This window comes from Novosphingobium mississippiense, from assembly GCF_044029535.1.
Taxonomy (GTDB): domain Bacteria; phylum Pseudomonadota; class Alphaproteobacteria; order Sphingomonadales; family Sphingomonadaceae; genus Novosphingobium.
In genome coordinates this window covers 2,904,170-2,927,287 of record NZ_CP147001.1, presented here as the reverse complement: position 1 = coordinate 2,927,287, position 23,118 = coordinate 2,904,170, and the positions used below count along the sequence as shown (strand labels likewise).

22 protein-coding genes are annotated in these 23,118 nt (G+C 66.3%); 12 read left to right on the top strand and 10 right to left on the bottom strand.

The genetic code is table 11. The features are described 5' to 3' along the window. Window positions 1-17: 17 nt before the first annotated feature. Together WBP06_RS13895 and hemC are read right to left on the bottom strand one after the other, a co-directional pair. Entirely contained in the window at window positions 18-647 is a 630-nt protein-coding gene (locus WBP06_RS13895) for a uroporphyrinogen-III synthase (protein WP_395328844.1), read from the bottom strand. Window positions 648-715: 68 nt separating this feature from the next. After that, window positions 716-1,669, bottom strand: coding sequence for a hydroxymethylbilane synthase (gene hemC, locus WBP06_RS13890; protein ID WP_395328841.1), 954 nt, complete (start codon window positions 1,667-1,669; stop codon window positions 716-718). 60 nt (window positions 1,670-1,729) lie between these two features. Here hemC and tsaD point away from each other — a divergent pair, with 60 nt between their 5' ends. The 5 genes from tsaD to WBP06_RS13865 all read left to right on the top strand — a co-directional run bounded on the left by tsaD (window position 1,730) and on the right by WBP06_RS13865 (window position 6,867). After that, window positions 1,730-2,764, top strand: coding sequence for a tRNA (adenosine(37)-N6)-threonylcarbamoyltransferase complex transferase subunit TsaD (tsaD, locus tag WBP06_RS13885; RefSeq protein WP_395328838.1), 1,035 nt, complete (start codon window positions 1,730-1,732; stop codon window positions 2,762-2,764). Next, window positions 2,761-3,774, top strand: coding sequence for an NAD(P)H-dependent glycerol-3-phosphate dehydrogenase (locus WBP06_RS13880; protein WP_395328836.1), 1,014 nt, complete (start codon window positions 2,761-2,763; stop codon window positions 3,772-3,774). The genes tsaD and WBP06_RS13880 overlap by 4 nt, the downstream gene beginning before the upstream one ends. After that, on the top strand, window positions 3,771-5,294 hold the full coding sequence (locus WBP06_RS13875; protein WP_395328833.1) for a lipopolysaccharide biosynthesis protein: 1,524 nt from the start codon (window positions 3,771-3,773) through the stop codon (window positions 5,292-5,294). The genes WBP06_RS13880 and WBP06_RS13875 overlap by 4 nt, the downstream gene beginning before the upstream one ends. Window positions 5,295-5,336: 42 nt before the next feature. After that, on the top strand, window positions 5,337-6,056 hold the full coding sequence (locus WBP06_RS13870) for an OmpA family protein (RefSeq protein WP_395328830.1): 720 nt from the start codon (window positions 5,337-5,339) through the stop codon (window positions 6,054-6,056). Between the two features lie 169 nt (window positions 6,057-6,225). Beyond that, a complete protein-coding gene (locus tag WBP06_RS13865) occupies window positions 6,226-6,867 on the top strand; it encodes a hypothetical protein (RefSeq protein ID WP_395334170.1) in 642 nt (213 codons plus the stop codon). A gap of 111 nt (window positions 6,868-6,978) precedes the next feature. Here the strand turns inward: WBP06_RS13865 and WBP06_RS13860 are convergent, their stop codons facing one another. The 4 genes from WBP06_RS13860 to uvrB form a co-directional block, all read right to left on the bottom strand. After that, a complete protein-coding gene (locus WBP06_RS13860; RefSeq protein ID WP_395328828.1) occupies window positions 6,979-8,484 on the bottom strand; it encodes a S10 family peptidase in 1,506 nt (501 codons plus the stop codon). A gap of 272 nt (window positions 8,485-8,756) precedes the next feature. Next, window positions 8,757-10,262 carry an acetyl-CoA hydrolase/transferase family protein gene (locus WBP06_RS13855; protein WP_395328825.1) on the bottom strand — a complete coding sequence of 502 codons (1,506 nt, stop codon included), beginning with the start codon at window positions 10,260-10,262 and terminating at the stop codon, window positions 8,757-8,759. Between the two features lie 127 nt (window positions 10,263-10,389). Then, on the bottom strand, window positions 10,390-11,502 hold the full coding sequence (locus tag WBP06_RS13850; RefSeq protein WP_395328822.1) for a helix-turn-helix transcriptional regulator: 1,113 nt from the start codon (window positions 11,500-11,502) through the stop codon (window positions 10,390-10,392). Between the two features lie 265 nt (window positions 11,503-11,767). Next, window positions 11,768-13,954, bottom strand: a complete 2,187-nt coding sequence (uvrB, locus tag WBP06_RS13845) for an excinuclease ABC subunit UvrB (protein ID WP_395328820.1) — start codon at window positions 13,952-13,954, stop codon at window positions 11,768-11,770. A gap of 134 nt (window positions 13,955-14,088) precedes the next feature. Here uvrB and WBP06_RS13840 point away from each other — a divergent pair, with 134 nt between their 5' ends. After that, window positions 14,089-14,625 carry a DUF3617 domain-containing protein gene (locus tag WBP06_RS13840; RefSeq protein ID WP_395328818.1) on the top strand — a complete coding sequence of 179 codons (537 nt, stop codon included), beginning with the start codon at window positions 14,089-14,091 and terminating at the stop codon, window positions 14,623-14,625. 52 nt (window positions 14,626-14,677) lie between these two features. Beyond that, window positions 14,678-15,412: an esterase/lipase family protein gene (locus WBP06_RS13835; RefSeq protein WP_395334168.1), complete on the top strand. Its 735-nt coding sequence runs from the start codon at window positions 14,678-14,680 to the stop codon at window positions 15,410-15,412. On the opposite strand, the gene WBP06_RS13830 is transcribed toward WBP06_RS13835, so the two are convergent. From WBP06_RS13830 to WBP06_RS13820, 3 genes are all read right to left on the bottom strand, one after another. After that, window positions 15,409-16,293 (bottom strand): EamA family transporter, encoded by an 885-nt coding sequence (locus WBP06_RS13830; protein ID WP_395328816.1) that lies wholly within the window; start codon window positions 16,291-16,293, stop codon window positions 15,409-15,411. The two genes, WBP06_RS13835 and WBP06_RS13830, sit on opposite strands and share 4 nt — an antisense overlap. A 75-nt stretch (window positions 16,294-16,368) precedes the next feature. Further along, complete coding sequence (locus tag WBP06_RS13825; protein ID WP_395328814.1) at window positions 16,369-17,295, bottom strand: hypothetical protein; 927 nt, start codon at window positions 17,293-17,295, stop codon at window positions 16,369-16,371. A gap of 107 nt (window positions 17,296-17,402) precedes the next feature. Further along, entirely contained in the window at window positions 17,403-18,911 is a 1,509-nt protein-coding gene (locus tag WBP06_RS13820) for a YifB family Mg chelatase-like AAA ATPase (RefSeq protein ID WP_395328811.1), read from the bottom strand. Window positions 18,912-19,080: 169 nt separating this feature from the next. Between WBP06_RS13820 and WBP06_RS13815 the strand changes: the two genes are divergently transcribed. Next, on the top strand, window positions 19,081-19,845 hold the full coding sequence (locus tag WBP06_RS13815) for an alpha/beta hydrolase (protein ID WP_395328808.1): 765 nt from the start codon (window positions 19,081-19,083) through the stop codon (window positions 19,843-19,845). On the opposite strand, the gene WBP06_RS13810 is transcribed toward WBP06_RS13815, so the two are convergent. After that, entirely contained in the window at window positions 19,842-20,084 is a 243-nt protein-coding gene (locus WBP06_RS13810; RefSeq protein WP_395328805.1) for a hypothetical protein, read from the bottom strand. The genes WBP06_RS13815 and WBP06_RS13810 overlap by 4 nt on opposite strands. A 273-nt stretch (window positions 20,085-20,357) precedes the next feature. Between WBP06_RS13810 and rpmH the strand changes: the two genes are divergently transcribed. The 4 genes from rpmH to yidC all read left to right on the top strand — a co-directional run bounded on the left by rpmH (window position 20,358) and on the right by yidC (window position 23,117). Continuing rightward, a complete protein-coding gene (gene rpmH / locus WBP06_RS13805; protein ID WP_039388288.1) occupies window positions 20,358-20,492 on the top strand; it encodes a 50S ribosomal protein L34 in 135 nt (44 codons plus the stop codon). Window positions 20,493-20,643: 151 nt separating this feature from the next. Next, window positions 20,644-21,030 carry a ribonuclease P protein component gene (gene rnpA, locus WBP06_RS13800; RefSeq protein WP_395328802.1) on the top strand — a complete coding sequence of 129 codons (387 nt, stop codon included), beginning with the start codon at window positions 20,644-20,646 and terminating at the stop codon, window positions 21,028-21,030. Further along, window positions 21,027-21,272: a membrane protein insertion efficiency factor YidD gene (yidD, locus tag WBP06_RS13795; protein ID WP_395328799.1), complete on the top strand. Its 246-nt coding sequence runs from the start codon at window positions 21,027-21,029 to the stop codon at window positions 21,270-21,272. The genes rnpA and yidD overlap by 4 nt, the downstream gene beginning before the upstream one ends. A 72-nt stretch (window positions 21,273-21,344) precedes the next feature. Then, on the top strand, window positions 21,345-23,117 hold the full coding sequence (gene yidC, locus WBP06_RS13790) for a membrane protein insertase YidC (RefSeq protein ID WP_395328796.1): 1,773 nt from the start codon (window positions 21,345-21,347) through the stop codon (window positions 23,115-23,117). The last annotated feature ends 1 nt before the right edge of the window (window position 23,118 follow it).

Genomic DNA, 23,118 nt, shown 5'->3' with positions numbered 1-23,118 from the left:
CGCTCGTTTCTGTAAGATCACGATCCCGGCGTAAAGCCTTGGCACAAGTCGCGGGCCAAGGCCAGCAATGCGGCATCGTTGGGTTCGGTGGCAATGGCGATGGCGGCCCATCCGAAGCCTGCGGCTTCGGCAATGCGCGGGCCAAGGGCGGCAAGGCGAATGGCCGCGCGGTTGATTCCGGCTTCGGCGCAGGCCCCGGCGAAATGGGCCGCCGCCTCGCCCGAATGGAGGAGGACGATGGCGGGCTTCGCCAGCAATGCTTTCAACCTGTCCGACAGGGGCAGCGCTTCGCTGGCATAGACTTCGCGCGTGGTGATCGAGAGGCTAGGCGGCAGGTCCAGAACGATCCGCTCCCGCCCGGCCAGGCGCAGCAGGCGGCGGTGTGCGGGATCGATGCGGCCCAGCACGCCCTGCAATCCGCCGCTTCCGGTGAGGATGACGTCCAGCCCCGCTTCACGCGCGGCTTCGGCGGTGCGTTCGCCTACGGCATAAGCGGGCAGGCCGCGATAGCGTTCCAGCGCCGCGCCGCCGTGGCGCAGGGCGTTGGCGCTGCCCAGCAGCAGGGCGTCGATCGTTTCGCGCGCCACCGGCTGCCAATCGAGCGGGCGTACCGCGAAGAGCGGGAAGGCGCGGGCGTCGAGGCTCATGTCGCGCGCTGCCGCGCATGTCGCCTGCGCGCCGGGCTCTGGCCGGATGACAATGAGGGGAAGGGCGGTCAGCTTTCCGCTCCGGCCCCGGCAAAGTGAACGGCAATCGCCGGAACCGCGCGTGCCAGCAAATCGGCGGCGAGCGCAGCGGGGCCTTGCTGGTCACCGGCGGCGAAGCGGGCCTCGCTCTCCACCTTCTCGGCACCGTCCGGGCTATAGAGCGCGGCGCGCATCAGCAGGTCGTTGCCCTCGTGATGGGTCAGCACCGCGATCGGGCTGTGGCAATTGCCGCCCAGCCCGGCCAGCAGCGCGCGCTCGGCCTCGACGGCGGCGCGGCTTGGCATATGATCGACGGCGGCAAGGAATGCCTTGGTGCGGGCATCATCGGCGCGGCATTCGATCATGATCGCCGCCTGCGCGGGGGCGGGCAGCCATTCGTTCGCGTCCAGCGGATGACCGGTGCCGGTCTCGCCCAGGCGCTTGAGGCCGGCGGCGGCAAGGAACGTCGCGTCCGCTTCCCCGGCGGCCAGTTTGGCAAGGCGCGTCGCCACGTTGCCGCGGAACGTCACCACCTTGCAGTCCGGCCGGGCGTGGAGAAGCTGCGCGGCGCGACGCGGCGCGCTGGTGCCCACAACGGCGCCTTGCGGCAGGGCGCGGATCGATTCGGCACCCACCAGCACGTCGCGCACGTCCTCACGTGGCAGAATCGCGCCGATCGTGAACATTTCGGGCCGGATCGTTTCGACATCCTTGGCCGAATGGACCGCGAAATCGATCTCTCCATTGGCCAGCCAGGCGTCCAGTTCCTTGGTCCAGAGCGCCTTTCCACCGATTTCGGCCAGTGCACGGTCCTGGATGCGATCGCCGCTGGCGGTCACCGCCACGATCTCTATATGCGCTGGATCGATTCCATGCGCGGCGGCAAGCCGGTCGCGCGCTTCCTCGGCCTGCGCCATCGCCAGCGGCGAACGGCGGGTGCCGAGGCGGAAATGGGTTTCATGCGTTTTGGTTGGCGTCGTCATCGGCGGGTTGTGCTACCCGCCAATGTCGTTCAGTGGAAGGCCGTTCAGGGTATTAAAAAGATGAGCACGATACTGGGCATCGAAAGCTCGTGCGACGAGACTGCGGCAGCGCTGGTAACCAGCGACCGCACGATTCTGGCACAGCGCATCGCCTCGCAGGACGAGGCGCACCGGCCCTATGGCGGTGTCGTGCCCGAAATCGCCGCGCGCGCCCATGCCGAACGCCTCGCCCCGCTGATCGAAGCCACGCTGGCCGATGCCGGCATGACGCTGGACGATGTGGACGCGATCGCTGCGACGGCAGGCCCCGGCCTGATCGGCGGGGTGATGGTTGGCCTGGTCACCGCCAAGGCGCTGGCCATGGCGACCGGCAAGCCGCTGATCGCGGTCAACCATCTGGAAGGCCACGCCTTGTCGCCGCGCCTTGCCGATAGCGATCTGCAATATCCCTATATGCTGCTGCTCGTTTCGGGCGGCCACTGCCAGATCCTGCTGGTGGAAGGCGTGGGCCAGTTCCGCCGTCTGGCCACCACCATCGACGATGCGCTGGGTGAGGCTTTCGACAAGTCCGCCAAGCTGCTGGGCCTTGGTTATCCCGGTGGCCCGGCGATGGAGCGGCTGGCGCTGGAGGGCGATGCCAGGAAAGTGCCGCTGCCGCGCCCGCTGAAGGGCTCGGACGAGCCGCACTTCTCTTTCGCCGGCCTCAAGAGTGCGGTGATGCGCGCCAAGCAGTCCGGCCAGTACAGCGATGCCGATATCGCGGCCTCATTCCAGCAAGCGGCGATCGATTGCCTGATCGACCGCGCCAAGCGGGCGCTGGCTTCGGTGGGCAAGGTGAACGCATTGGTCGTCGCTGGCGGCGTTGCGGCCAACAAGGCGATCCGCGGTGCGCTGGAAGCGTTGGCGGCCGAGCACGACCTCGATTTCGTGGCGCCGCCGCTGGCGCTCTGCACCGATAACGCGGCGATGATTGCCTGGGCCGGGGTGGAACGTTTCGCGCTGGGCCAATCCGACCCGCTGGACGTTGCGGCCCGGCCGCGCTGGCCGCTCGATCCCGAAGCCGGGGCCGTGCGCGGCGCGGGGGTGAAGGCATGAGTGCGCCTCTTGGAGTGATCGGGGCGGGCGCCTGGGGAACCGCATTGGCGCAAGCTGCGGCTGGCGACGGCAGCGAAGTGCTGCTTTGGGCGCGCGAGCCGGAGCTGGCCGCACGCATCAACGCCATGCGCCGAAACGACGTCTATCTACCGGCCGCCACTTTGGCACCCAGCGTCCGCGCGACTTCGGACCTTGCCGAACTGGCCGCGCTGCCGGCGCTGCTGGCGGTCGTGCCCGCGCAGTTCCTGGGCGGGGTGCTGGCGCAGCTTCCCGCGCTTGGTTTCGCAGGCGGCGCGCGCGATATCGTGCTGTGCGCCAAGGGGATCGAGGCCGGCACCGGCCGGCTGATGGCGCAAGTCGCCGCCGAGGCCGTTCCCGATGCGCAGATTGCCGTGCTTTCCGGCCCGACATTCGCGCACGAAGTGGCTGCCGGTCTGCCCACCGCCGTCACCCTCGCCTGTTCGGGCGGTCGCGCGCAGTGGGACCGCCTTTCGCCGCTGATCGCACGGCCGGCACTGAGGCCCTATTATTCCGACGACGTCATAGGCGCGGAAGTCGGCGGGGCGATCAAGAACGTGCTGGCGATTGCCTGCGGCGTGGTGGAAGGGCTCAAGCTCGGCCAGAACGCGCGCGCCGCGCTGATCGCGCGCGGTTATGCGGAAATGTTGCGGTTCGGCCTGGCGCGCGGTGCGCGGGCGGAAACGCTGTCGGGCCTTTGCGGCCTTGGAGATCTTGTGCTGACCTGTTCGTCCACTTCCAGCCGCAACTTCTCGCTCGGCCTTGCGCTGGGCGAGGGGCAGACCGCCGCGCAGGCGCTGTCCGGCAAGGCTACCGTGGCCGAAGGCGCCGCCACCGCACCCGTGCTGGTCGATCTGGCCCGGCGTGACGGTATCGAGATGCCGATCGCGGACGCGGTCTGCCGCCTGCTGGAAGGCAAGGCGCCAGCCCGCGACGTGGTGAGCGACATCCTTGCCCGCCCCCTGCGCGCCGAGCAGGAGCCGATTCTTTGACCGACGGCATCGCCGCCCACGACGACATCGTGCGGCAGGAAAAGGAACGTGACGATATCGCCGCGCTTGCCAAGGGCGGGCGGACGAACCTGTTCGGATTTTTCCTGCGGCTTGCCGCGCGCATCCCGTTCCTGTTCATCGCCGGCCGTGCCTCGGTCTATGGCCCTGCCGCGCTGGGCCGTTTCGCTTCGGCGCTGGTGGTGATCGAGCTGACCTCGATGATCTGCACGATGGGCGAAAAGCGCGGACTGGCGCTGCGTCTTTCGAATATCGAAGGGCAGACCCATCCGGCCAACGTGATTGCCGACGGCACGATTCTGGCGGTGATCGCCAGCTGCGCGGCCGCGCTGTTCTTCTATCTGGTGCCCGCCCCGATGTTCCCGGGCGGGCATTATACCGAGATGGACCGGCTGATGGTGATTGCCATTCCGCCGCTGACCATGACCGAGATCTGGCTGGCCGCGCTGGCCTATCGCCTGCGGGTGACGCCCACGGTGTGGTCGCGCGCGATCGTGGAGCCGTGGACGATCTCCATCCTGGCCGGGGCAATGATCTGGATCGCGCCGCACAGCGGCTTGTCGATCGCCTATATCGGCTCGATCTTCGCCGCTGCGCTGACCGCCTTCATCCCCTTCGTACGCGAATACGGCATGCCTCGGGGCTGGCGGCCGAAGCCGCGCGAGATGCGCAAGCTGGCATTACGTTCGGCGCCGATCGCGCTGGCCGATACCATCGAATGGGGCACCCGCCGCGTCGACCTGTTCCTGCTGGGCTTCCTGGCGCCGGCCTCTGCGGTCGGCGTCTATTACGCCGCGCAGCAGGTGGCCAGTTTGCCACAGAAGCTGAAGACCAGCTTCGAGCCGGTGCTGGGCCCGGTGATCACGCGCAACCTGAAGGAAAAGGACTATGCCGCGATCGCCCGGCAGGTCTGCCAGGTGGGCTTCTGGATCACCGCCGCGCAGGCGGGGATCGCACTGGCACTGGGGCTTCCGGGCGAGGGTGTGATGGGCCTTGTCGGCCGCGAATTCGTGGGCGGCACCGGCGCGCTGGCGTTCCTGCTGGCCGCCGAAGTGGTGGCGGCCACCGCCGTCGTCAGCGAGGCGGCGCTGATCTACGTCGCCAAGATGCGCAACCTCGTCGTCTCCATCGTCACCATCGGCGTGCAGGCGGTGCTGACGTTCGGCGGCATCCTGCTGATGCAGCACTGGGGGTACAATTCGCTCTATCAGGCGGCAACGGCGGCGGCGGCGCTGATGGTCTCGCTGGGCTTCGCCTCGCTGGTGAAGTCGCACATGCTGGCCAAGTTCCTGGGGGAATCGATCAACAACTGGCGCTGGGCGCTGGTCTGGGCGGCGGTGCCGGCGGTGATCATCGGTTACCTTGCCACCGAATTCCTGCCGGAATGGGCCGAACTGGCCTTCGGTATTCCGGCAATCCTGGGCTCCTACTTCCTGGTGATCTGGAAGAAGGCGTTCGGCCCCGAGGACCGCAAGCTGTTCCAGAAGGCCAAGACGGCCTGAGCCGGCTTTCCAGTCCGCCAAAAGTTCGTCTAGGCTAGCCAAATGAATCCTCGTCGCGCTTCCATCGTCGCCGTGGGCGCCGCAGTCAGCCTTGCCCTGTCCTTCATCGCCACGCGTATCGAAGGGCCGGATTTCGTGGGCGGGCTGGAGCGTGATGCCATTGCCGTGCGCGATGCCGCAGGCGGGCGCGGCGTCGTGCTGACGTTCCGCGACCGCTATGGCTGGATCACCCGGCACCCGATCCTTTCCGGCGGGCTGGCGCTGGATGACGCCACCCGTACCCGCGTGGCCGCTGCCGTGGCCGAAGTGCCCGGGATCGGCGGGATCACTTGGGCCGGGCAGGACACGGCATCCCCCAGGCTGCGCTGCCAGGACGATGTAGAGGCGATCCTGGCCAGCCGATCGATCCGCTTTACCGAGGCAAGCGCGCAGATCGATCCGGCCAGCGTGCGCCTGCTCGACGAAGTGGCGCAGGCGCTTCGACCTTGCGTGGGAAGCATCATCGCAGTGACCGGCCATACCGATTCGGGCGGCATTCCCGAAGCCAACGTGGCGCTTTCGCGTGCACGGGCGGAGGCGGTGCGCTGGGCGCTGATCGGGCGCGGCATCCCGGCCGATGGCCTGCGCGCCACCGGTGTTGGCTCCAAGCGGCCGATCGAGGGGCTGGACCCGCACGATCCGGCCAATCGCCGCATCGAATTCTCCGTGATCGCATCGGCCCCCGTGAAGCCGACGCCGATCGATACGCCCGGCCCCAGTTGATGCCCCAGTTGATGCCCCAGTTGATGCTTCCGGGCTGCGGAAAGACTATGAAAGGAGCTGCCCATGCCGCTATGGCTTGAAATGGCCGTTTCGGTGCTGCTGACCTACTTTGCGGGGTTCGGCATCGGCTGGCTTCTGTGGAACCGGAAGGGATAGTTTCGTGCTGCAAATGATCCAGGCCAACTGGCTGGTCTTCATCGCCGCCCTGTTGATCGGCATCGTCGTCGCCTACTGGCTGTTCGCCCGGGCTTCGAAACCGGCACCGCGCGATCGCCGTCCGGACGTGCTGGACGAAGGCGCCGCGCCCGCGCAGCGCAACCAGGCCCTGATAGACGACGCGCCGCCCGCCGCGCAGTTCACTGCGCCCGTTCACATCGATCCGCCGGCGATGGCGGGCCTGATGGCCGGGATCGGTGAAGTGATCGCGGTGGCCGCGCAGGAGGAAGTGGACAATGCGGTGCCGCCGCAGACCATCGCCGCCGAGCCTGAAACGCCTGCTCCCGCACCGGCTTCAACACCGGCTGCGGTGCCCGTTGCCGCGCCGGTAACCCCTGCCGCTGCCCCCGCCGGTGGGGCCGATGACTTGCGCAAGATCAAGGGGCTTGGCCCCAAGATGCAGACGCTGCTCACATCGCTGGGGATCACCCGCTTCGCCCAGATCGCCGCGTGGACCGATGCCGATCTGGACGATCTGGACGGCAAACTGGGCGCCTTCGCCGGCCGCCCGCGCCGCGATAGCTGGGTGGAGCAGGCCAAGCTGCTCGCCAGCGGCGATACCGGCGATTACGAGGCGAAGTTCGGCAAGCTCTGATCCCATCAGACGCCAAACAGAAAAGGGGCCGTGCCTTCGCTGGCACGGCCCCTTTTTCGTGGCTGGAAGGGGCGGCGCGAAGGCCGCCCCCGAAACCGTTACGCGAAACCGTCAGGCCCCGGTGCGGTAGCTCTCCATGATGTCGTGGCGCAGCGCCGCGCCGCTGTCGGTGCGCGAATAGAACATGTGCCCGCCGGGGTACATGTGCAGGCGCACGCGGTCCGCCCGGCCGAATTCGGGCATCTGGCCGACGATCAGGCGCGAACCGAAGTAGGGGCACGAAAGGTCGTCCCAGCCGTGCACGATGTCCACGGTCATCTTCGGATCGATGGAGATCGCCTGGCGCAGGTCCTTCACCGGATTGTCGCTGTTGTCGCGGTCCCACGCCTCGTTCACTTCGAACGACAGCGCGTTGTAACGCGCGTCGACCTTCCAGCCGACCTGACGCGTCACGAAATCGACCATGGCCGACGTGGTGGGCGCGATCAGCGTGGTCAGCAGCGGGTCGCCATATTGCGCACGCGCGCTGGCCGGGAACGGGTCGAACGCGGTGAAGTTCGAATCGTAGACCGAACCGACCAGCCCCTGATCGCGGCGGATTTCGCGCAGATAGGTGCCGATGTCGACGCGGCCATCCATGCGACGGACCAGCGCGGGATCGAGCCCGGTGATCTCGGCAACCTTGGCCGAAAGCCGGTCGGTGGCGGCCTTGTCCTTCGGGCCGGCCAGGAAATCGGCCACGAATTCGGTCTTCAGGTACTGCTCGATCGGGGCCATGGTTTCGGCGCTCAGCTTGCCTTCGCGCTCCAGGTGGCCGGCGGCCATCGCAGGCAGGTTGATCATCCATGGCAGCGGCGACAGCGCGTCGTCCTGGCCGATCGCCGGCGGGTCGAGGTAGGGCGAAACCATGGTCATGCCATTGATGCCCACGCCCATCTGCGTCTGCAGGTAATAGGCCAGGCGCGGCACGCGGTAACCGCCGTAGCTTTCGCCGGCCAGGTACTTGCGGCTGGTGAGGCGGCCGTTCGCATTCAGCCAGTCATAGACGATGCGGCTGAGGTACTTGATGTCGTTCTCGGAGGTGTAGAACGCCTTCTTGGTCGCCTCCGCATCGACGCGGCTGCGCGAGAAGCCGGTGCCGATCGGGTCGATGAAGACCAGGTCGGTGAAGTCCAGCCACGAATTCGGATTGTCGCGCAGCACTGCCGGGTCCGACGGGGCGTCACCCTGCGCGCCGAACTGCACGCGCTTGGGGCCGATGGCGCCCAGGTTCAGGTAGACCGAGGCCGCGCCGGGGCCGCCGTTGAACGCGAAAGTGACCGGGCGGTTGGTGGGGGCGCCGGGCACCGTATAGGCGGTGTAGACCACCTCGCCGATGGTCTTGCCCTTTTCGTCCTTCACCGGAAGCGAGCCGACGGTGGCGACGTAGTTCACGGTCTTGCCACCGATCACTGCCGACTGCTTGATCGACTTCGCCTCGGGGAAGGGGGCGAGCTGGCTGTCGTCCTTCTTCTCTTCCTTGGCGTCGGGGGCAGGTTTGTCAGCGGCATAAGTGGCGGCCGGGCCTGCGGCGAGGGCGAGCGAAAGCGCCACGCAGGCGAGGGAAACGGTACGCATCGGGAAGTACGACCCCTTGTTGTTCGCGCCCACGACCGGGGCGCCGATGGGGCCGATGCTTAGAACGGGTAAATAGTATACGGCAAGAGTGTGACTACCTAAAATGCGCGTAGTCACATCCCTGGGAGGCTGGCGGCTTAGCCGTCTTCCGCTCCGTTCCCACTGCCCCGCTCATCCTGAGCTTGTCGAAGGATGGCAGCATGGCGCCACGCCCCAAGGGGCTTCGACAGGCTCAGCCTGAGCGGGGCGGTGGGATGAAGGCCTTCAATCCATCACATCATCATCGTGCCCGTCTCGATGAAGCGCTGGTGCCACGACAGTGCCTCGCCCGGCAGCGAGGGCGATTGCAGGCCGTAGGAATCCTTCAGCGCGCGGGCGTAGTAGTCTTCCAGCAGCGGGCGATAGTCCGGATGCGCACAGTTGGCGATGATTACCGTGGCGCGCTCCTTGGGGCTGAGGCCGCGCAAGTCGGCAAGGCCCTGTTCGGTGACGATCACCTGCACGTCCTGGTTGATGTGATCGACATGGCTGGCCTGCGGCACGATCGCCGAAATCTTGCCGCCCTTCGCCGTCGAGGGCGTCATGAAGATCGAGATATAGGCGTTGCGCGCGAAGTCGCCCGAACCGCCGATGCCGTTCTGGATGCGTGATCCCATGACGTGGGTGGAGTTCACCGCGCCGTAGATGTCCGCCTCGATCAACCCGTTCATGGCGATGCAGCCCAGGCGGCGGATCAATTCGGGATGGTTGGAGATTTCCTGCGGGCGCAGGATCATCTTGTCGCGATAGCGGGCCATGTCCGCATTGACGCGCGCGGCGGCCTCCGGGCTGAGCGAGAAGGCGGTGGCAGAAGCCATGCGCAGCTTGCCCGAGTCGAGCAGGTCCAGCATGCCGTCCTGGATCACTTCGGTATAGGAGGTCAGGCTGTCGAACGGCGCATCGACCAGGCCGGTCAGCACGGCATTGGCGATATTGCCCACGCCCGACTGGATCGGCAGCAGTGCCGAAGGCAGGCGGCCCAGCTTCACTTCGTGGCTGAGGAATTCGAGGATGTGGCCGGCGATCGCCCTGGCCTTCTCGTCCGGCGGGCTGAACGGCGCGTTGCGATCCGGCCGGTCGGTCTCGACCACGGCGACCACCTTGGCGGGATCGACCTTCAGGTAGGGCGAACCGATGCGGTCATCGGGCTTCACCAGCGGGATCGGCACGCGGCTGGGGGGCAGGGCGGTGCCGTAATAGATGTCGTGCATGCCCTCCAGCGCCTCGTTCTGCCACGAATTGACTTCGAGGATCACCTTGGAGGCGCGGTCCAGCCAGGTCTTGTTGTTGCCGACGGAGGAGGAGGGGATCAGGCTGCCATCGGCGCGGATGCCGGCCACTTCGATCACCGCCGTGTCCAGCGGGCCCAGGAAGCCCTGCCAGGCCATCGGCGCCACCTGCGACAGGTGCATGTCGAAGTAGTTCATTTCGCCCTTGTTGATGCGTTCGCGGGCGATCGGATCGGAATTGTAAGGCAGGCGGAATTCGATGCCGTCCGCCTTGGCCAGCGCGCCGTCAAGCTCCGGCCCGGTCGAGGCGCCGGTCCACATGCGCACGCGGAACTGGCGTCCGGCGGCGTGTTCGGCCTCGATCTCGGCGGCAAGGGCAAGGGGAACGGCCTTGGGGTAACCGGAACCGGTGAACCCGCTCATGCCCACGGTGGAACCGCTGGTGATGAGGCGGGCGGCCTCTTCGGCGGGCATGATCTTGGAACGCATTTCCGGGCATTCGATCCGCATGGCAACCTCTTCGATTGTGACTTTCCGAGCGAGCCAGTCGCGCCGACCGGCGCCCGCGTACAGTGCAAAGTGTACCGAAGCGATTGCGGCCAGCGCATGACAAGTAACACGGAAGGCGCAACCCGTTCTAGCGCGGTCCCATTTCCATTACGGCGCGCGCAAGTGCCACGAGTTCGGCTTCACGATTGACGCCGCACTTCTGGAAGATCGTGCGCAACTGGCTGATGACTGTCTGCACGCTGACGCCGCGCAGAGTCGCAACTTGCTGGCGCGAATGGCCGTGGGCCAGCAGGGCCACCACTTCACCTTCGGCCAGCGTCAGTCCCAATGCCGATCCGATCGTGCGCGCCTGTGCCTGCGCGGGGCCCAGCGGCGCGCGTAAGGTGACGATGACGCGGGGGGCGAAGCCGAAGCTCCATTCCTGCCGGGGCAGCGTGCGCACGTCGACCAGCAGCAGGCCGGTCTCCGATCGCAGCCAGAGGTCGGCCGCTCCTTCCCCCTGGCCGGCCAGAGCCGCGACAATGCGGCCTTGCAGCAGCCGATCGAGATCGGGGCGCGGCGCGCGCAACACGCCCTCGCGGATTTGCAGCGTGCCGGGGCCCAGCAGATTGCGGGCCGATTCGGTAGCATCGCAGACCTTGCCCAGTGCATCGAGCAGGATCGCCGGGCTGTGGAAGGCTTCCAGCGATCCGCGCAGCAGGGCTATCCCCTGATGCTCGATCGCATCCTGCATCCGGATCGCCGCCAGCACTTCCGGCGCCACCGTTTCCAGAATGGCGCGCTGCGTTTCGGTGGTACGGCCTTCCGCAGGGCCGTGCAGCACGGCAAGGCCGAAGAACATCCCGGGCCGCTGGCTGAGCACGATCTGGGCGCCGAACTCCGCATCGTACTTGCGTACATGGTCGAGATAGGCCTCATCCGTCCCATTTTGACGCACCTGATCATAATGCGCCTCCCAGGTCAGCTCCATCGGGGCGCGAGTGGCGCCCACGCGGTAGTTAACGTCGGCACGCAATCCGCCCGCTGCAATGAACTCCGCCTCGTATTCGGGGGGGGTGTCGGTCGCCCAGTTGAAGGCCTGGAAGCGGCTGCCCAACGCCAGCAACTGGGCCCGCGAAGACCCCGTTACGTCGCGCAAAGCCTGGAGCGCAGTGTTCCACCCCTCTTTTTCGAAGGGTGCACGCGCGAAGAGGCTGCCCACCACTTCCGCGTCGCTGCGGAATTCCCTGTTTCCCGGCACACCACCTTCATGCCGTCTGCAAAACTACTTAACAAGTACTGTTACCGCACACTCGTGCTCAGAGAGGCTACCACGAACATGGTATGCTGACCTGCCGCATTCCGTCCAAAACGGATTTGCGACCCGAGGGATCGGCGAAATGCGATCCTGAGACTGGCCCGGGGCCTGCCACGGCAGGCCCCGGGCGTCTTGTTTCGGGGAACGGCGTTGGTAACGAACGGCCCGGCAATCGGACCTGTGATCGGCGCCGGCGATCAGCGCCCGGTCACTTCCCCCACTTCTTCTGCATCTTGCCATAGCGCGTCTTGCGCGTGCCGGGCTTGCCCTCGTTGCTGCGGCCGACGATGGGCGCTTTCTTGTGTTCGTCCGGCAGGCCCAGTTCGCTGGCTTCCAACCGGCGAATCTCGTCGCGCAGGCGGCCGGCTTCCTCGAATTCCAAGTCTGCGGCGGCGTTGCGCATCTTCTTTTCAAGGTCTTCGATATAGGCGCGCAAGTTGTGGCCGACGAGGTTGTTTTCCCCTTCCGCGTCGATGTCTACCAGCACGCCGTCGCGGCTGGCGGTATCCGCCACGATATCGGCGATACGGCGCTTGATCGTCTGCGGGGTGATCCCGTGCGCCTCGTTGTATTCCTGCTGCCGGGTGCGGCGCCGGTCGGTCTCCGCAATGGCGCGTTCCATGCTGCCGGTCATGCGATCGGCATAGAGAATCACGCGGCCATCCACGTTGCGGGCGGCGCGGCCGATGGTCTGGATCAGCGAGGTTTCGCTACGCAGGAAGCCTTCCTTGTCGGCATCGAGGATGCAGACAAGCCCGCACTCGGGGATATCCAGCCCTTCGCGCAGCAGGTTGATGCCCACCAGAACGTCGTAGACGCCCATGCGAAGGTCGCGGATCAGTTCGATGCGCTCCAGCGTCTCCACGTCGCTGTGCATGTAGCGCACGCGCACGCCGGCCTCGTGCATGAACTCGGTCAGGTCTTCCGCCATGCGCTTGGTGAGGGTGGTGACGAGGGTGCGATAGCCCTTCTCGGCCGTCGCCTTGCACTCGACGATGCAGTCCTGCACCTGGTCCTCGACCGGGCGGATTTCCACCGGCGGATCGATCAGGCCAGTGGGACGGATCACCTGTTCGGCGAAGACGCCGCCGGTCTGGTCCATCTCCCAGTGGCCGGGCGTGGCCGAGACCGCGAAAGTCTGCGGGCGCATTGCGTCCCACTCGTTGAAGCGGAGCGGGCGGTTGTCGATGCAGCTGGGCAGGCGGAAGCCATATTCGGCCAGGGTGATCTTGCGCCGGTGGTCGCCCCGCGCCATCGCGCCGATCTGCGGTACCGTCTGGTGGCTTTCGTCGATGAACAGCAGGGCATTGTCCGGCAGGTATTCGAACAGGGTCGGCGGCGGCTCGCCCGGCATGCGGCCGGTGAGGAAGCGCGAATAGTTCTCGATCCCCGCGCAGCTGCCGGTGGCGGCGATCATCTCAAGGTCGAAATTGGTGCGCTGCTCCAACCGCTGGGCTTCCAGCAGGCGGCCTTCGCCTTCCAGTTCCTTCAGCCGTTCGGTCAGTTCGAAGCGGATCGCCTCGCTCGCCTGCTTCATCGTCGGCCCCGGCGTCACATAGTGCGAGTTCGCATAGACCCGCACCTTTTCGAGGACGGAGCCCTTCTTGCCAGTGAGCGGATCGAACTCGGCGATCTCCTCGATCTCGTCCCCGAAGAACGAGATGCGCCAGGCGGTGTCCTCAAGGTGCGAAGGGAACAGTTCCAGATTGTCGCCGCGCACGCGGAAGGTGCCGCGCGTGAAGGCGGCGTCATTGCGCTTGTATTGGAGGGCGACCAGCTTGCGGATGATCTCGCGCTGGTCCTGCGTGTCCCCGGTCTTCAGGTCGAAGATCATCGCCGAATACGTCTCGACCGAGCCGATGCCGTAGAGGCAGGAAACCGAGGCGACGATGATCACGTCGTCTCGTTCCAGCAGCGCGCGGGTGGCCGAATGGCGCATGCGGTCGATCGCCTCGTTCACCGAGCTTTCCTTCTCGATGTAGGTGTCCGACCGGGGCACGTAGGCTTCGGGCTGGTAGTAATCGTAGTAGGAGACGAAGTATTCGACCGCGTTCTCCGGGAAGAAGTCCTTCATTTCGGCATAGAGCTGCGCGGCCAGGATCTTGTTCGGCGCCAGGATCAGGGCGGGGCGCTGCAGGTGTTCGATCACCTTGGCCATCGTGAAGGTCTTGCCCGATCCGGTGACGCCCAGCAGCACCTGCGTCTTTTCCCCCTCCTCGGCGGTGGAGACGAGATCGGCGATGGCGGTGGGCTGGTCGCCGTTGGGTTCGTAGTCCGAAACGACCGTGAACGGCCGGCCCGGCATCGACTTGTCCGGCCGCGCCGGCTTGTGGGGGACGAACGTGCCCGAAGTGTCCGGTTCCTCAAGGCCCCGGCGAATGATCAGCTCTGCCATGGGAGAACATATGGGGTATGTCGGCAGCCGTCGCAATGAGAGACTGGCAGCGTGCCGGCCCGGATGATACTTCCCCTCCCTTTGGGAACGGTGCGAAAGGTCTCGATTCTATGCAGCGGATGGCGACGGTTTCGATGGTATGCTTGGCGCTTGTCTTGGCGGCTTGCGGTTCGAAGGACCAGAACAAGGCCGGCGAATCCCCTTCCGGTGCCGCCAAGTCGATGGATGAGGTGAAGCAGGAAGCCGCGCAACTGCAGCGTCCGAAGCCGGGCCAGTACACCCAGAAGGTCGAGATCACGAAAATGGACGTGCCCGGCATGCCCAGCGAGGCGGCCGAGCAGATGAAGACGATGATGGCGAAGGGGCAGGTGAATCAGTTCTGCCTGACCCAGGCCGAAGCCGACAAGGGCTACCGCGACATGTTCGACAATATCGGCAAGGGTCGCGAATGCTCTTATTCGCGGTTTGATGTTGATGGCGGACGGCTGGATGCCCAAATGGACTGCAAGTCCAACGATCAGGGGCGGGCGGTCATTCAACTGGCCGGCACCGTTACTGCGGAAGGTTCGGACGTGACCGTCCAGATGGACATGTCCGGCGGTCCGGCGCCCACGGGTGAGATGAAGATGGCGATGCACATGACCACGCAGCGCGTGGGTGACTGCAAGTAGTTGCGACAGATAAAGGATTGAAGTGAACGGATCGGCCCCACGGCAACTGGACATGATGCGCAGCGCCATCGCGCGCCGCGCAGCGCTGGCGCGTGAGCCGCATCCCGAAGGCGTCAGCAAGCCGTCTTTGCGCCTGTTCCTGGCCGAACTCGCCTCGTTGCGGCGGGGTGGGAAGAAGCCGATTGTGGTCGGCAAGGCGGCGCATCCCCAGCCGGTGATGCTGTTGCCGGGCTTCGGCGCGCATCCCAACCGGATGCGCCCGATGGCAGAGGCGCTGGCGGAAGCCGGGCATGAAGTGCACGAATGGGGCCTTGGCCTCAATCTCGGCCCCAACCCGCAAAACTTCACCTTCCTGATGCGCCGGGTGGGCGCGCTGGCACGCCAGCACAAGCGCCCGATCGCGCTGGTGGGCTGGAGCCTCGGCGGCCTGTTCGCGCGTGAGATCGCGCGGCGCGAACCCGATTGCGTGTCCAAGGTGATCACCATGGGCACGCCGTTCTCCGGCGATCCGCGCGCCAACAATGCGTGGCGGGCCTATCAGGTGGTGACCGGCCATTCGGTCCATTCGCCGCCGATCGATTGCGACTTCACCGCAAAGCCGCCGGTGCCGACGATCGCGCTGTGGAGCCCGCGCGACGGCGTGATCCATCCGCGATCGGCATGCGGCTGGCCGGGCGAGCGCGACCGGGCGGTGGCCGTCCGCTGTTCGCACCTGGGCTTTGCCAGCGATCCGCGAGTGGTGGCGGAAGTGCTGCGTCAGCTGGATGTCGAGGAAACAGCCCCCTAAGCCATCACGTCGTCGCTGGGGCGTGAGACCGGCGGCCGCGACGCCAGCGAACAACCGGCGCTGGCGGAGATCAGCATGGCGACGGCCAGCCATTGCAGCCCGCTCAACCGTTCATCCAGCACCAGATAGCCGACGATGGCGCCCAGCGCCGGGGCCATGCTGCTGAGCAGGCCGACGATGCGGCTGGAAAGCTGACGCATCGCCCGCATCTCCAGCACATAGGGCAGCGCGCTCGACAGCACGGCCACCACCGCGCCCAGCGCCAGTGCATGCAGCGGCAGACTGGCGGGCGCGGAGGCAAGGCCGAACGGTACGGTGACGCAGCAGGCCACCACCATGCCCATCGACACCGCGACCGAACCGCCCACTTCCGATGCGCGCCGCCCGCAGAGGATATAGAGCGCCCAGCACGTTGCCGCCGCCAGCGCGAAAACGATGCCCAGCGGATCGAGTGCATGGGTATTGGCCTGCCACGGGATCAGCAGCGCCATGCCGCCCAGCGCCAGTGCCAGCCACAGGAAATCCTTCACCGAGCGGGAGCTTGCCAGGACCAGGCTCAGCGGTCCGCAGATCTCGATGGCGACGGCGATGCCGATCGGGATGCGCCGGATCGCCCAGTAGATCATCAGGTTCATGCAGCCGAGCACGAGGCCGTAGAGCAGCAGCCACTTCAACTGCCGCCCGGTGAACTTCATGCGCCACGGGCGGGCAATGGCCAGCAGGATCAGCGCCGAAATCGTCGTGCGCAGCGCGGCGACGCCCTCCGGCCCAACCAGCGGAAACAGGCTCTTGGCAAATGCGGCGCCAAGATTGATCGAGCTTTGCGCAACGATGATGGATAGGCCGGCAACAAGGGCAGTGCGGTCGGTCTGCGAGGTCATGTTCGGCGCGATGCCCTTGGCGGCGGCGTGGGGCAAGTGGATAGTGGCAGGACCGATCCTCTGGTCGCGCCTTCGCTACGGCTTCTTCGTCGGCGAGAATGGTGCCGAGCCGCTGATTGGACCCAGCCAGAAGAAGCCGTCGTAAAGAGGCGCCGAGTCCGCTTTGGCTCCCGGAAAGGCACCGAGTTGGATGAAGGGCGCGCGTTGCAGATCGACGCTGCTCTGGACGGAATGATTGCCGCAATCGAGGGCATCGTCGGGCAGAGGATGGCCGGGCACCAATTTCATTCCCGGTTTGACGAGGCAATTCCATGCCGTGCCGGTTGCGTATCGCATGTTGAGGCTGACCACGGAGCCGAACGACGCAAGGCGTACAGCCATTGGATCGAAGCTTTCCGCGCCGTCGCCGTGGCGGACTTTTCCTGCGTGGAAATTGCCGACCAGCACCAGGACGTTGTCGTACGTGCCGCGGCTTGCCGCCTCCCGAATGTTTTCTGCCTGCGCCGCTTCATGCGGGCCCTGTGCCGCAAGTTCGGGGAAGCGCCTTGCCTGGTCCGCGGTGCCGTTGAACGCCACCACGTCGATAGGCAGGCCGGCTTCTTTCAATCCGTGCAGGCGAACGAGCATGGCGAACATGGCCTGGCTGGCCACGCCATCCTCGCGATGGGCGAAGCCCGCCGCAGATGCTGCCTGCACGAAGCGGTCATCGGGCAGTTTCCAGGCTTGTTGCAAGGCATCGTCGGCAGCCGATTGCAGTTCGATCGCGACGAGAATGCGTTCGCCGCGCGATGCCAGGCCGCAGGCGAGATTACCAAGGAACGCCGGGCTTTCCTGCGTCCCGTGCAGTTCTCCGAAAACGACATAGCGCGGGTGACGAGTTGCGATTTCGGACCATCCCTGGGGCACAGTGCAGGCCTTGGCGGCAACGGCTTCACTGGGAATCGCGCCTCCGCTCGTGGCCAGAGCAGATGTGGCAAGCAGAATCGACGGGATCAGGAGCATGAACGTCTCATCCATCTGTATTGCGGGCGTAGAAACAACGGATCGGATCAAGCCGCCATGATTTCAGCTGCTTGACCAGCAGAAATTCCATGCGCGGCCTGTCCTGATCATCCTCGTGGTGGCTGGCGCCGATAGCTCAGCGCTTCTGCCACATGCACCCGCCCCACTTCGGCTGTTCCCGCAAGGTCGGCAATCGTGCGGGCCACGCGCAGGATGCGCGTGTAGCCGCGTGCCGAAAGGTGCATGGCCTCGGCCGCCTGCATCAGCAGCTTGCGGCCGGGTTCGTCGGGCGTGGCGTGGGCGTCGAGCAGGTCGCCGTCGAGTTCGGCGTTCGTGCGCTTGCCGGTACCGTGGAGGCGGGCGGTCTGCACCTGGCGGGCGCGGGCGACGCGCACCGCGACTTCGGCGCTGCCTTCCTTGGGTGGCGGCAGGGCAAGGTCCACCGCGCGGACGGGGTCGACCTCCACATGCAGGTCGATCCGGTCGAGCAGGGGGCCGGAGACCTTGCTCTGGTAGTCGGCGGCGCACTTGGGCACGCGCGAGCAGGCGAGCGTCGGGTCGGAGAGATAGCCGCAGCGGCAGGGGTTCATCGCCGCTACCAGCTGGACGCGCGCCGGATAGGTGACGTGGGCATTGGCGCGCGCGACGGAAATCTCGCCGCTTTCGAGCGGCTGGCGCAGCGAATCGAGCACCGCGCGTTGGAATTCGGGCAGTTCGTCCAGGAACAGCACGCCCAGATGCGCCATCGAGACTTCACCCGGCCGCACCCGCAGCCCACCGCCGGTCAGCGCCGCCATCGATGCCGAGTGATGGGGCGAGCGGAACGGGCGGGCGCGGCTGATGCGGCCTTCTTCCAGCGTGCCGGCGACCGAGGAAATCATCGAGACTTCCAGTGCCTCTGCCGGCGTCAGTTCGGGCAGGATGCCCGGCAGGCAGGAGGCAAGCAGCGACTTGCCTGCGCCCGGCGGGCCGCTCATCAGCAGGTTGTGCGATCCGGCGGCGGCAATTTCCAGCGCGCGGCGGGCGACTTCCTGCCCCTTCACCTGTTTGAGGTCCGGCCCGCGTTCGGGCGGATCGGCACGGCCGAGGGTGGGCGGCGGCAGGACTTGCGTGCCTTTGAGGTGGTTGAGCAGGCTGATCAGATTGGGCGTCGCCACCACCGGCACGCCTTCGGCCCAGCGGGCCTCGGTCCCCTGCGCGGCGGGACAGATCAGTCCCTTGTCCAGCGAACGGGCATGAATCGCGGCCAGCAGCACCCCGGGCGAGGGGATTACCCGGCCATCCAGGGCCAGTTCGCCGACCGCCACGAAATCCACCAGCTGTTCGGCATCGACCACGCCCATCGCCGCCAGCAGCGCAAGCGCGATCGGCAGGTCGTAATGCGATCCCTCCTTGGGCAGATCGGCGGGGGAGAGGTTGATGGTGATGCGTTTGGGCGGCAGGGCCAGCCCCATTGCCGTCAGCGCCGCGCTGACGCGTTGGCGGCTTTCGCCCACCGCCTTGTCGGGCAGGCCGACCAGCGTGAACCCGGGCATTCCCGGCGCCACCTGGCATTGGACTTCGACCGGACGCGCCTCCAGCCCCAGGTAGGCGACAGTCGAAACGAGTGCGACCACGAAGGACCCTTGGCTCTCAGGAAAAACGAGGGATGAACTAGGTACATCCACCGAATGACACTGCGCCCCGGGGCTGTCGATATTCAAAGCGCTACCCAAGCCAATCGTTACATCGTTTTAACCGCAAGTCTCACGGCTTGAGTAAGGACTTGCGGCGCAGTCTTGCCGCATGCGCTCTACCGTCGCTGCCTTGTCTGCATCGCTCATGGCCCTGCTGGTGCTGGGTCCGACGCCGTCCTGCGCGCAGGACGCGGCCACCCCTGCGATCGCCTACGAAATGGTCCTCTTCGAGGAGCCGGGCTACGTGCAGCAGCCCGTCGGCATGATCGCCGACGAGGCGGTGGCCGTGGCGGGTGGCGAACGACTGGTCGATACCGGCTGGCAGAAGGCGCCGCCCGCGCCGATTCCGGCCGGGGTGGCGCGCTATGGCCCGTTCCGCGTGGTGGATGCCCGCCATGTCGCGCTGGTCGACGTCACCGATTCGCGCAGCCCCGCCCAGTTCGCGGCGCTGCTGCATGATTGGCCCGCCATTGCCGAGATCGAGATGATCGAATGCCCGGGGACGGAGGACGATCTGGCCAACTTGCGGCTGGGGCGGATGATCCGTGCACGCGGCATCGCCACCCATGTGCCCGATGGCGGATCGGTGCGGTCCGGCGCGGTGGAACTGTTCCTGGCGGGCGCCCGCCGCTATGCCGATGCCGGCGCGGAGTTCGCGGTCCATTCGTGGATCGACGATTCGGGGCACGAGGCGGATGACTATTCGGCCGATTCGCCGGAGAATCGGCGCTACCTCGATTACTATCGCCAGATGGGCATGGATGCGCAGGAAGCGCGGGCCTTTTACGACATGACCAATTCGGTGCCGTTCGAATCGGCGCTGTGGTTCGGGACCGCGGAAATGGCGCGCTGGGTGCGGCTGGACCGATCCTAACCGAAGAACCGCCCGAATCGCCCCGGGGGGCGTGGCGGCGGCGAATTTCCGCTGATCTCGAACAAGTGGCTGGCCAGCAGGGCGGCCTGGTTGCGCGTCATGAAGATTCGCGTGGTTTCGGGATTTTCGCCTGAATTCCAGGTCGATCTTTCGTAACTCTGCAGATCGACGATCAGATTCGGGCCGAAGGTCTGTGAAGACCATCCCACCAGCACGCCCACCCGATCGTTCTCTTCCATCGCACCATCCGCAAGCTGCCGTTTGGCCGCAGCCTATCATGCCGGCCGGGCGCAAGGCTTGCGAACCCTTGGCTATCCGCCGCTGCCCTTCCGGGGTAGAGGCGATGTTCGGCAGGGCCGATTCGAAAGAAAACGCGGCATCCGGCGGCTTTTGCGTCGTGTCGACGGCGCCTTTGCCTTGACTCTGTTTCGGCGCTCCAGTATCGGCGCGCTCTGTTTTGCGGTCGTCCGGGTTCGGGCGGCCTCTTTTATTCGGTTTTTTCGAGGAACGTCATGAAGCGTACTTTCCAGCCCAGCCGCCTTGTCCGCGCCCGCCGTCACGGCTTCCGCGCCCGCACGGCGACCGTCGGTGGCCGCAAGGTGCTTCGTGCGCGCCGCGCTCGCGGCCGCAAGAAGCTCTCGGCCTAAGCACTCCTCCGGCCTCACGGCTGGATGCGGCACCGGCCCGTGCCGCCATCCGATCCCTCGCGAGTCGGGAGATCGGGTGGCGGCACGGGCCGAGCCCGTTTGTGCCTGAGAGGTTGGCGCGTGCGCCTTCGCTCCCTATCTGCCGGCTGACATGACCGCCGCCTATTCCACGATGACCCGCCGGGCCGACTTCGTTGCGGCCAACGGTGGCCTTCGCGTGGCGCGGCCGGGATTCGTGCTGCTGGCCAGGGCCAACGACGGGCAGGGGCAGCGCGCGGGCATCACCGTCACCAAGAAGATCGGCAATGCGGTGGTGCGCAACCGCATGAAGCGGCGCTTTCGCGCGCTGCTGCGCGAACTGCTGCCCGAACACGGCCTGGCCGATACCGATCACGTGCTGATCGGGCGCGAGGGCGGGGTGGAGCGCGATTTCGCGCTGCTGCGCGACGAACTGGTGGTGGCGCTGGGCCGGGCCCAGGCTGGCAAGGGCGATCCGCCGCGCAACCATCGCGGCCGCAAGGGCAAGCCGCGAAAGTGAAGCGCCTGTTCGCCTTGCTTGCGCGCCTTCCGGGCCTGCTGCTGATCGGCATCGCCCGGGCGTGGCAGCTGGGCCCTTCGCAAGTGCTGCCGCCGTCCTGCCGCTATTCGCCGTCGTGTTCGCAGTATGCGATCATTGCGGTGCGCAAGCACGGTGCGATTAAGGGTGGCTGGCTGGCGTTCAAGCGTCTATTGCGCTGCCAGCCTTGGGGTGGGCACGGCTACGACCCGGTGCCGGACTGACATGAATTGGGGCATTGGCCGCGCCGTCGCGCGGTCCATCGCCTTCGACGGGATTACGACAGGAAAGCCTTCGTGAATAACCAGCGCAACATCATTCTGGCGGTCGTGCTGACCGCGCTCCTGCTATTCGGTTGGCAAGCCGGCGTCAGCCACTTCTATCCGGAGGCCAACAAGCCCGCGCCGGTGGCGCAGACCACCGCGCCTGCCGCTTCGGCTGCCAAGCCCACCCGTGAAGGCGGCCTGCTGAACGCGGCTGACGTCGCGCTGGAACAGCAGGACCTGAAGACCGCGCTGACCAAGGGTGGCCGCGTGCCGATCCAGGCACCGGGCGTCTCGGGCTCGATCAACCTCAACGGTGCGCTGCTCGACGATCTGGTGCTCAACCGCCATCGCGAGACGGTGGAGAAGAACTCCGGCCCGGTCCGCATGTTCTCGCCCTCCGGCACGCCGGCGCAGCAGTTCGCGCAGTTCGGCTGGGTTGGCCAGGGCAATGCCGCACCCAACGTGAATACCGTATGGACCGCGCCTGCGGGCGCCAAGCTGACGCCGGCCACGCCCGTCACGCTCACCTGGGACAACGGCCAGGGCCAGACCTATGCGCTGACCTTCAAGGTCGATGAAAATTACATGATCACCGCCAATCAGCAGGTGATCAACAAGGGCACGGCGCCGGTCACGGTGCAGCCCTTCGCTTTCGTGAACCGCACCAACCGCACTGCCGCCGCCTATGCCTGGACGCTGCGCACCGGCGGCATCGGCGCGTTCGACAACTCGGTGGTGTTCGGCCCCAAGTACGACGATCTGGTCACCGCGGGCACGCAGGACCAGGCCGGCAAGGTCGACTGGATCGGCTTCACCGACGTTTACTGGATGTCGGCGGTGATCCCGGTGAACACGGCCGCCAACGGCAAGGCCACCGGATCGTTCCGCTCGCTGGGCAACCAGCTGTTCCGCGCCGACGCCGTCTATGAGCAGAGCGTGGTCCAGCCGGGCCAGACACTCAGCCGCCAGACCATGCTGTTCGCCGGCGCCAAGGAGCACGCGGTGCTCGACGCCTATGAGAAGGCGGGCGTCGCCAACTTCGGCCTCGCCATCGATTGGGGCTGGTTCCGCTGGTTCGAAAAGCCGATCTTCTGGCTGCTGGTGAAGCTGTTCGCCATCACCGGCAACTTCGGCGTCGCCATCATCCTGCTGACCGCGATCGTGCGCGGCATCATGTTCCCGGTTGCCCAGCGCGGCTTCGCCTCGATGGCCGCGATGCGCGCCATCCAGCCGAAGATGAAGGCGATCCAGGAACGCTACAAGGACGACAAGGAGAAGCAGCAGCTTGAAATCATGAAGCTGTACAAGGAGGAGAAGGTGAACCCGCTTGCCGGCTGCCTCCCCATGTTCCTCCAGATCCCGGTGTTCTTCGCGCTGTACAAGGTGCTGAACCTGGCGATCGAAATGCGCCACCAGCCGTTCGTGCTGTGGATCAAGGATCTTTCGGCGCCCGATCCGGCGCACATCCTGAACCTGTTCGGCACGCTGCCGTTCACGCCCCCGGCCTTCCTTGGCATCGGCGTGCTGGCGCTGCTGCTGGGCATCACGATGTACCTGCAGTTCAAGCTGAACCCGCAGCAGATGGATCCGGCGCAACAGCAGGTCTTCGCCCTGATGCCCTGGTTCATGATGTTCATCATGGCACCGTTCGCATCCGGCCTGCTGGTCTACTGGATCACCTCCAACCTGCTCGCGATCGGTCAGCAGAAGCTGCTCTACGTGATGCACCCCCAGTTGAAGGCGCAGGCGGACAAGGAAGCGCAAGACAAGGCGCGTGCCCGCGAGCGCGAGAAGAAGGCTTGAA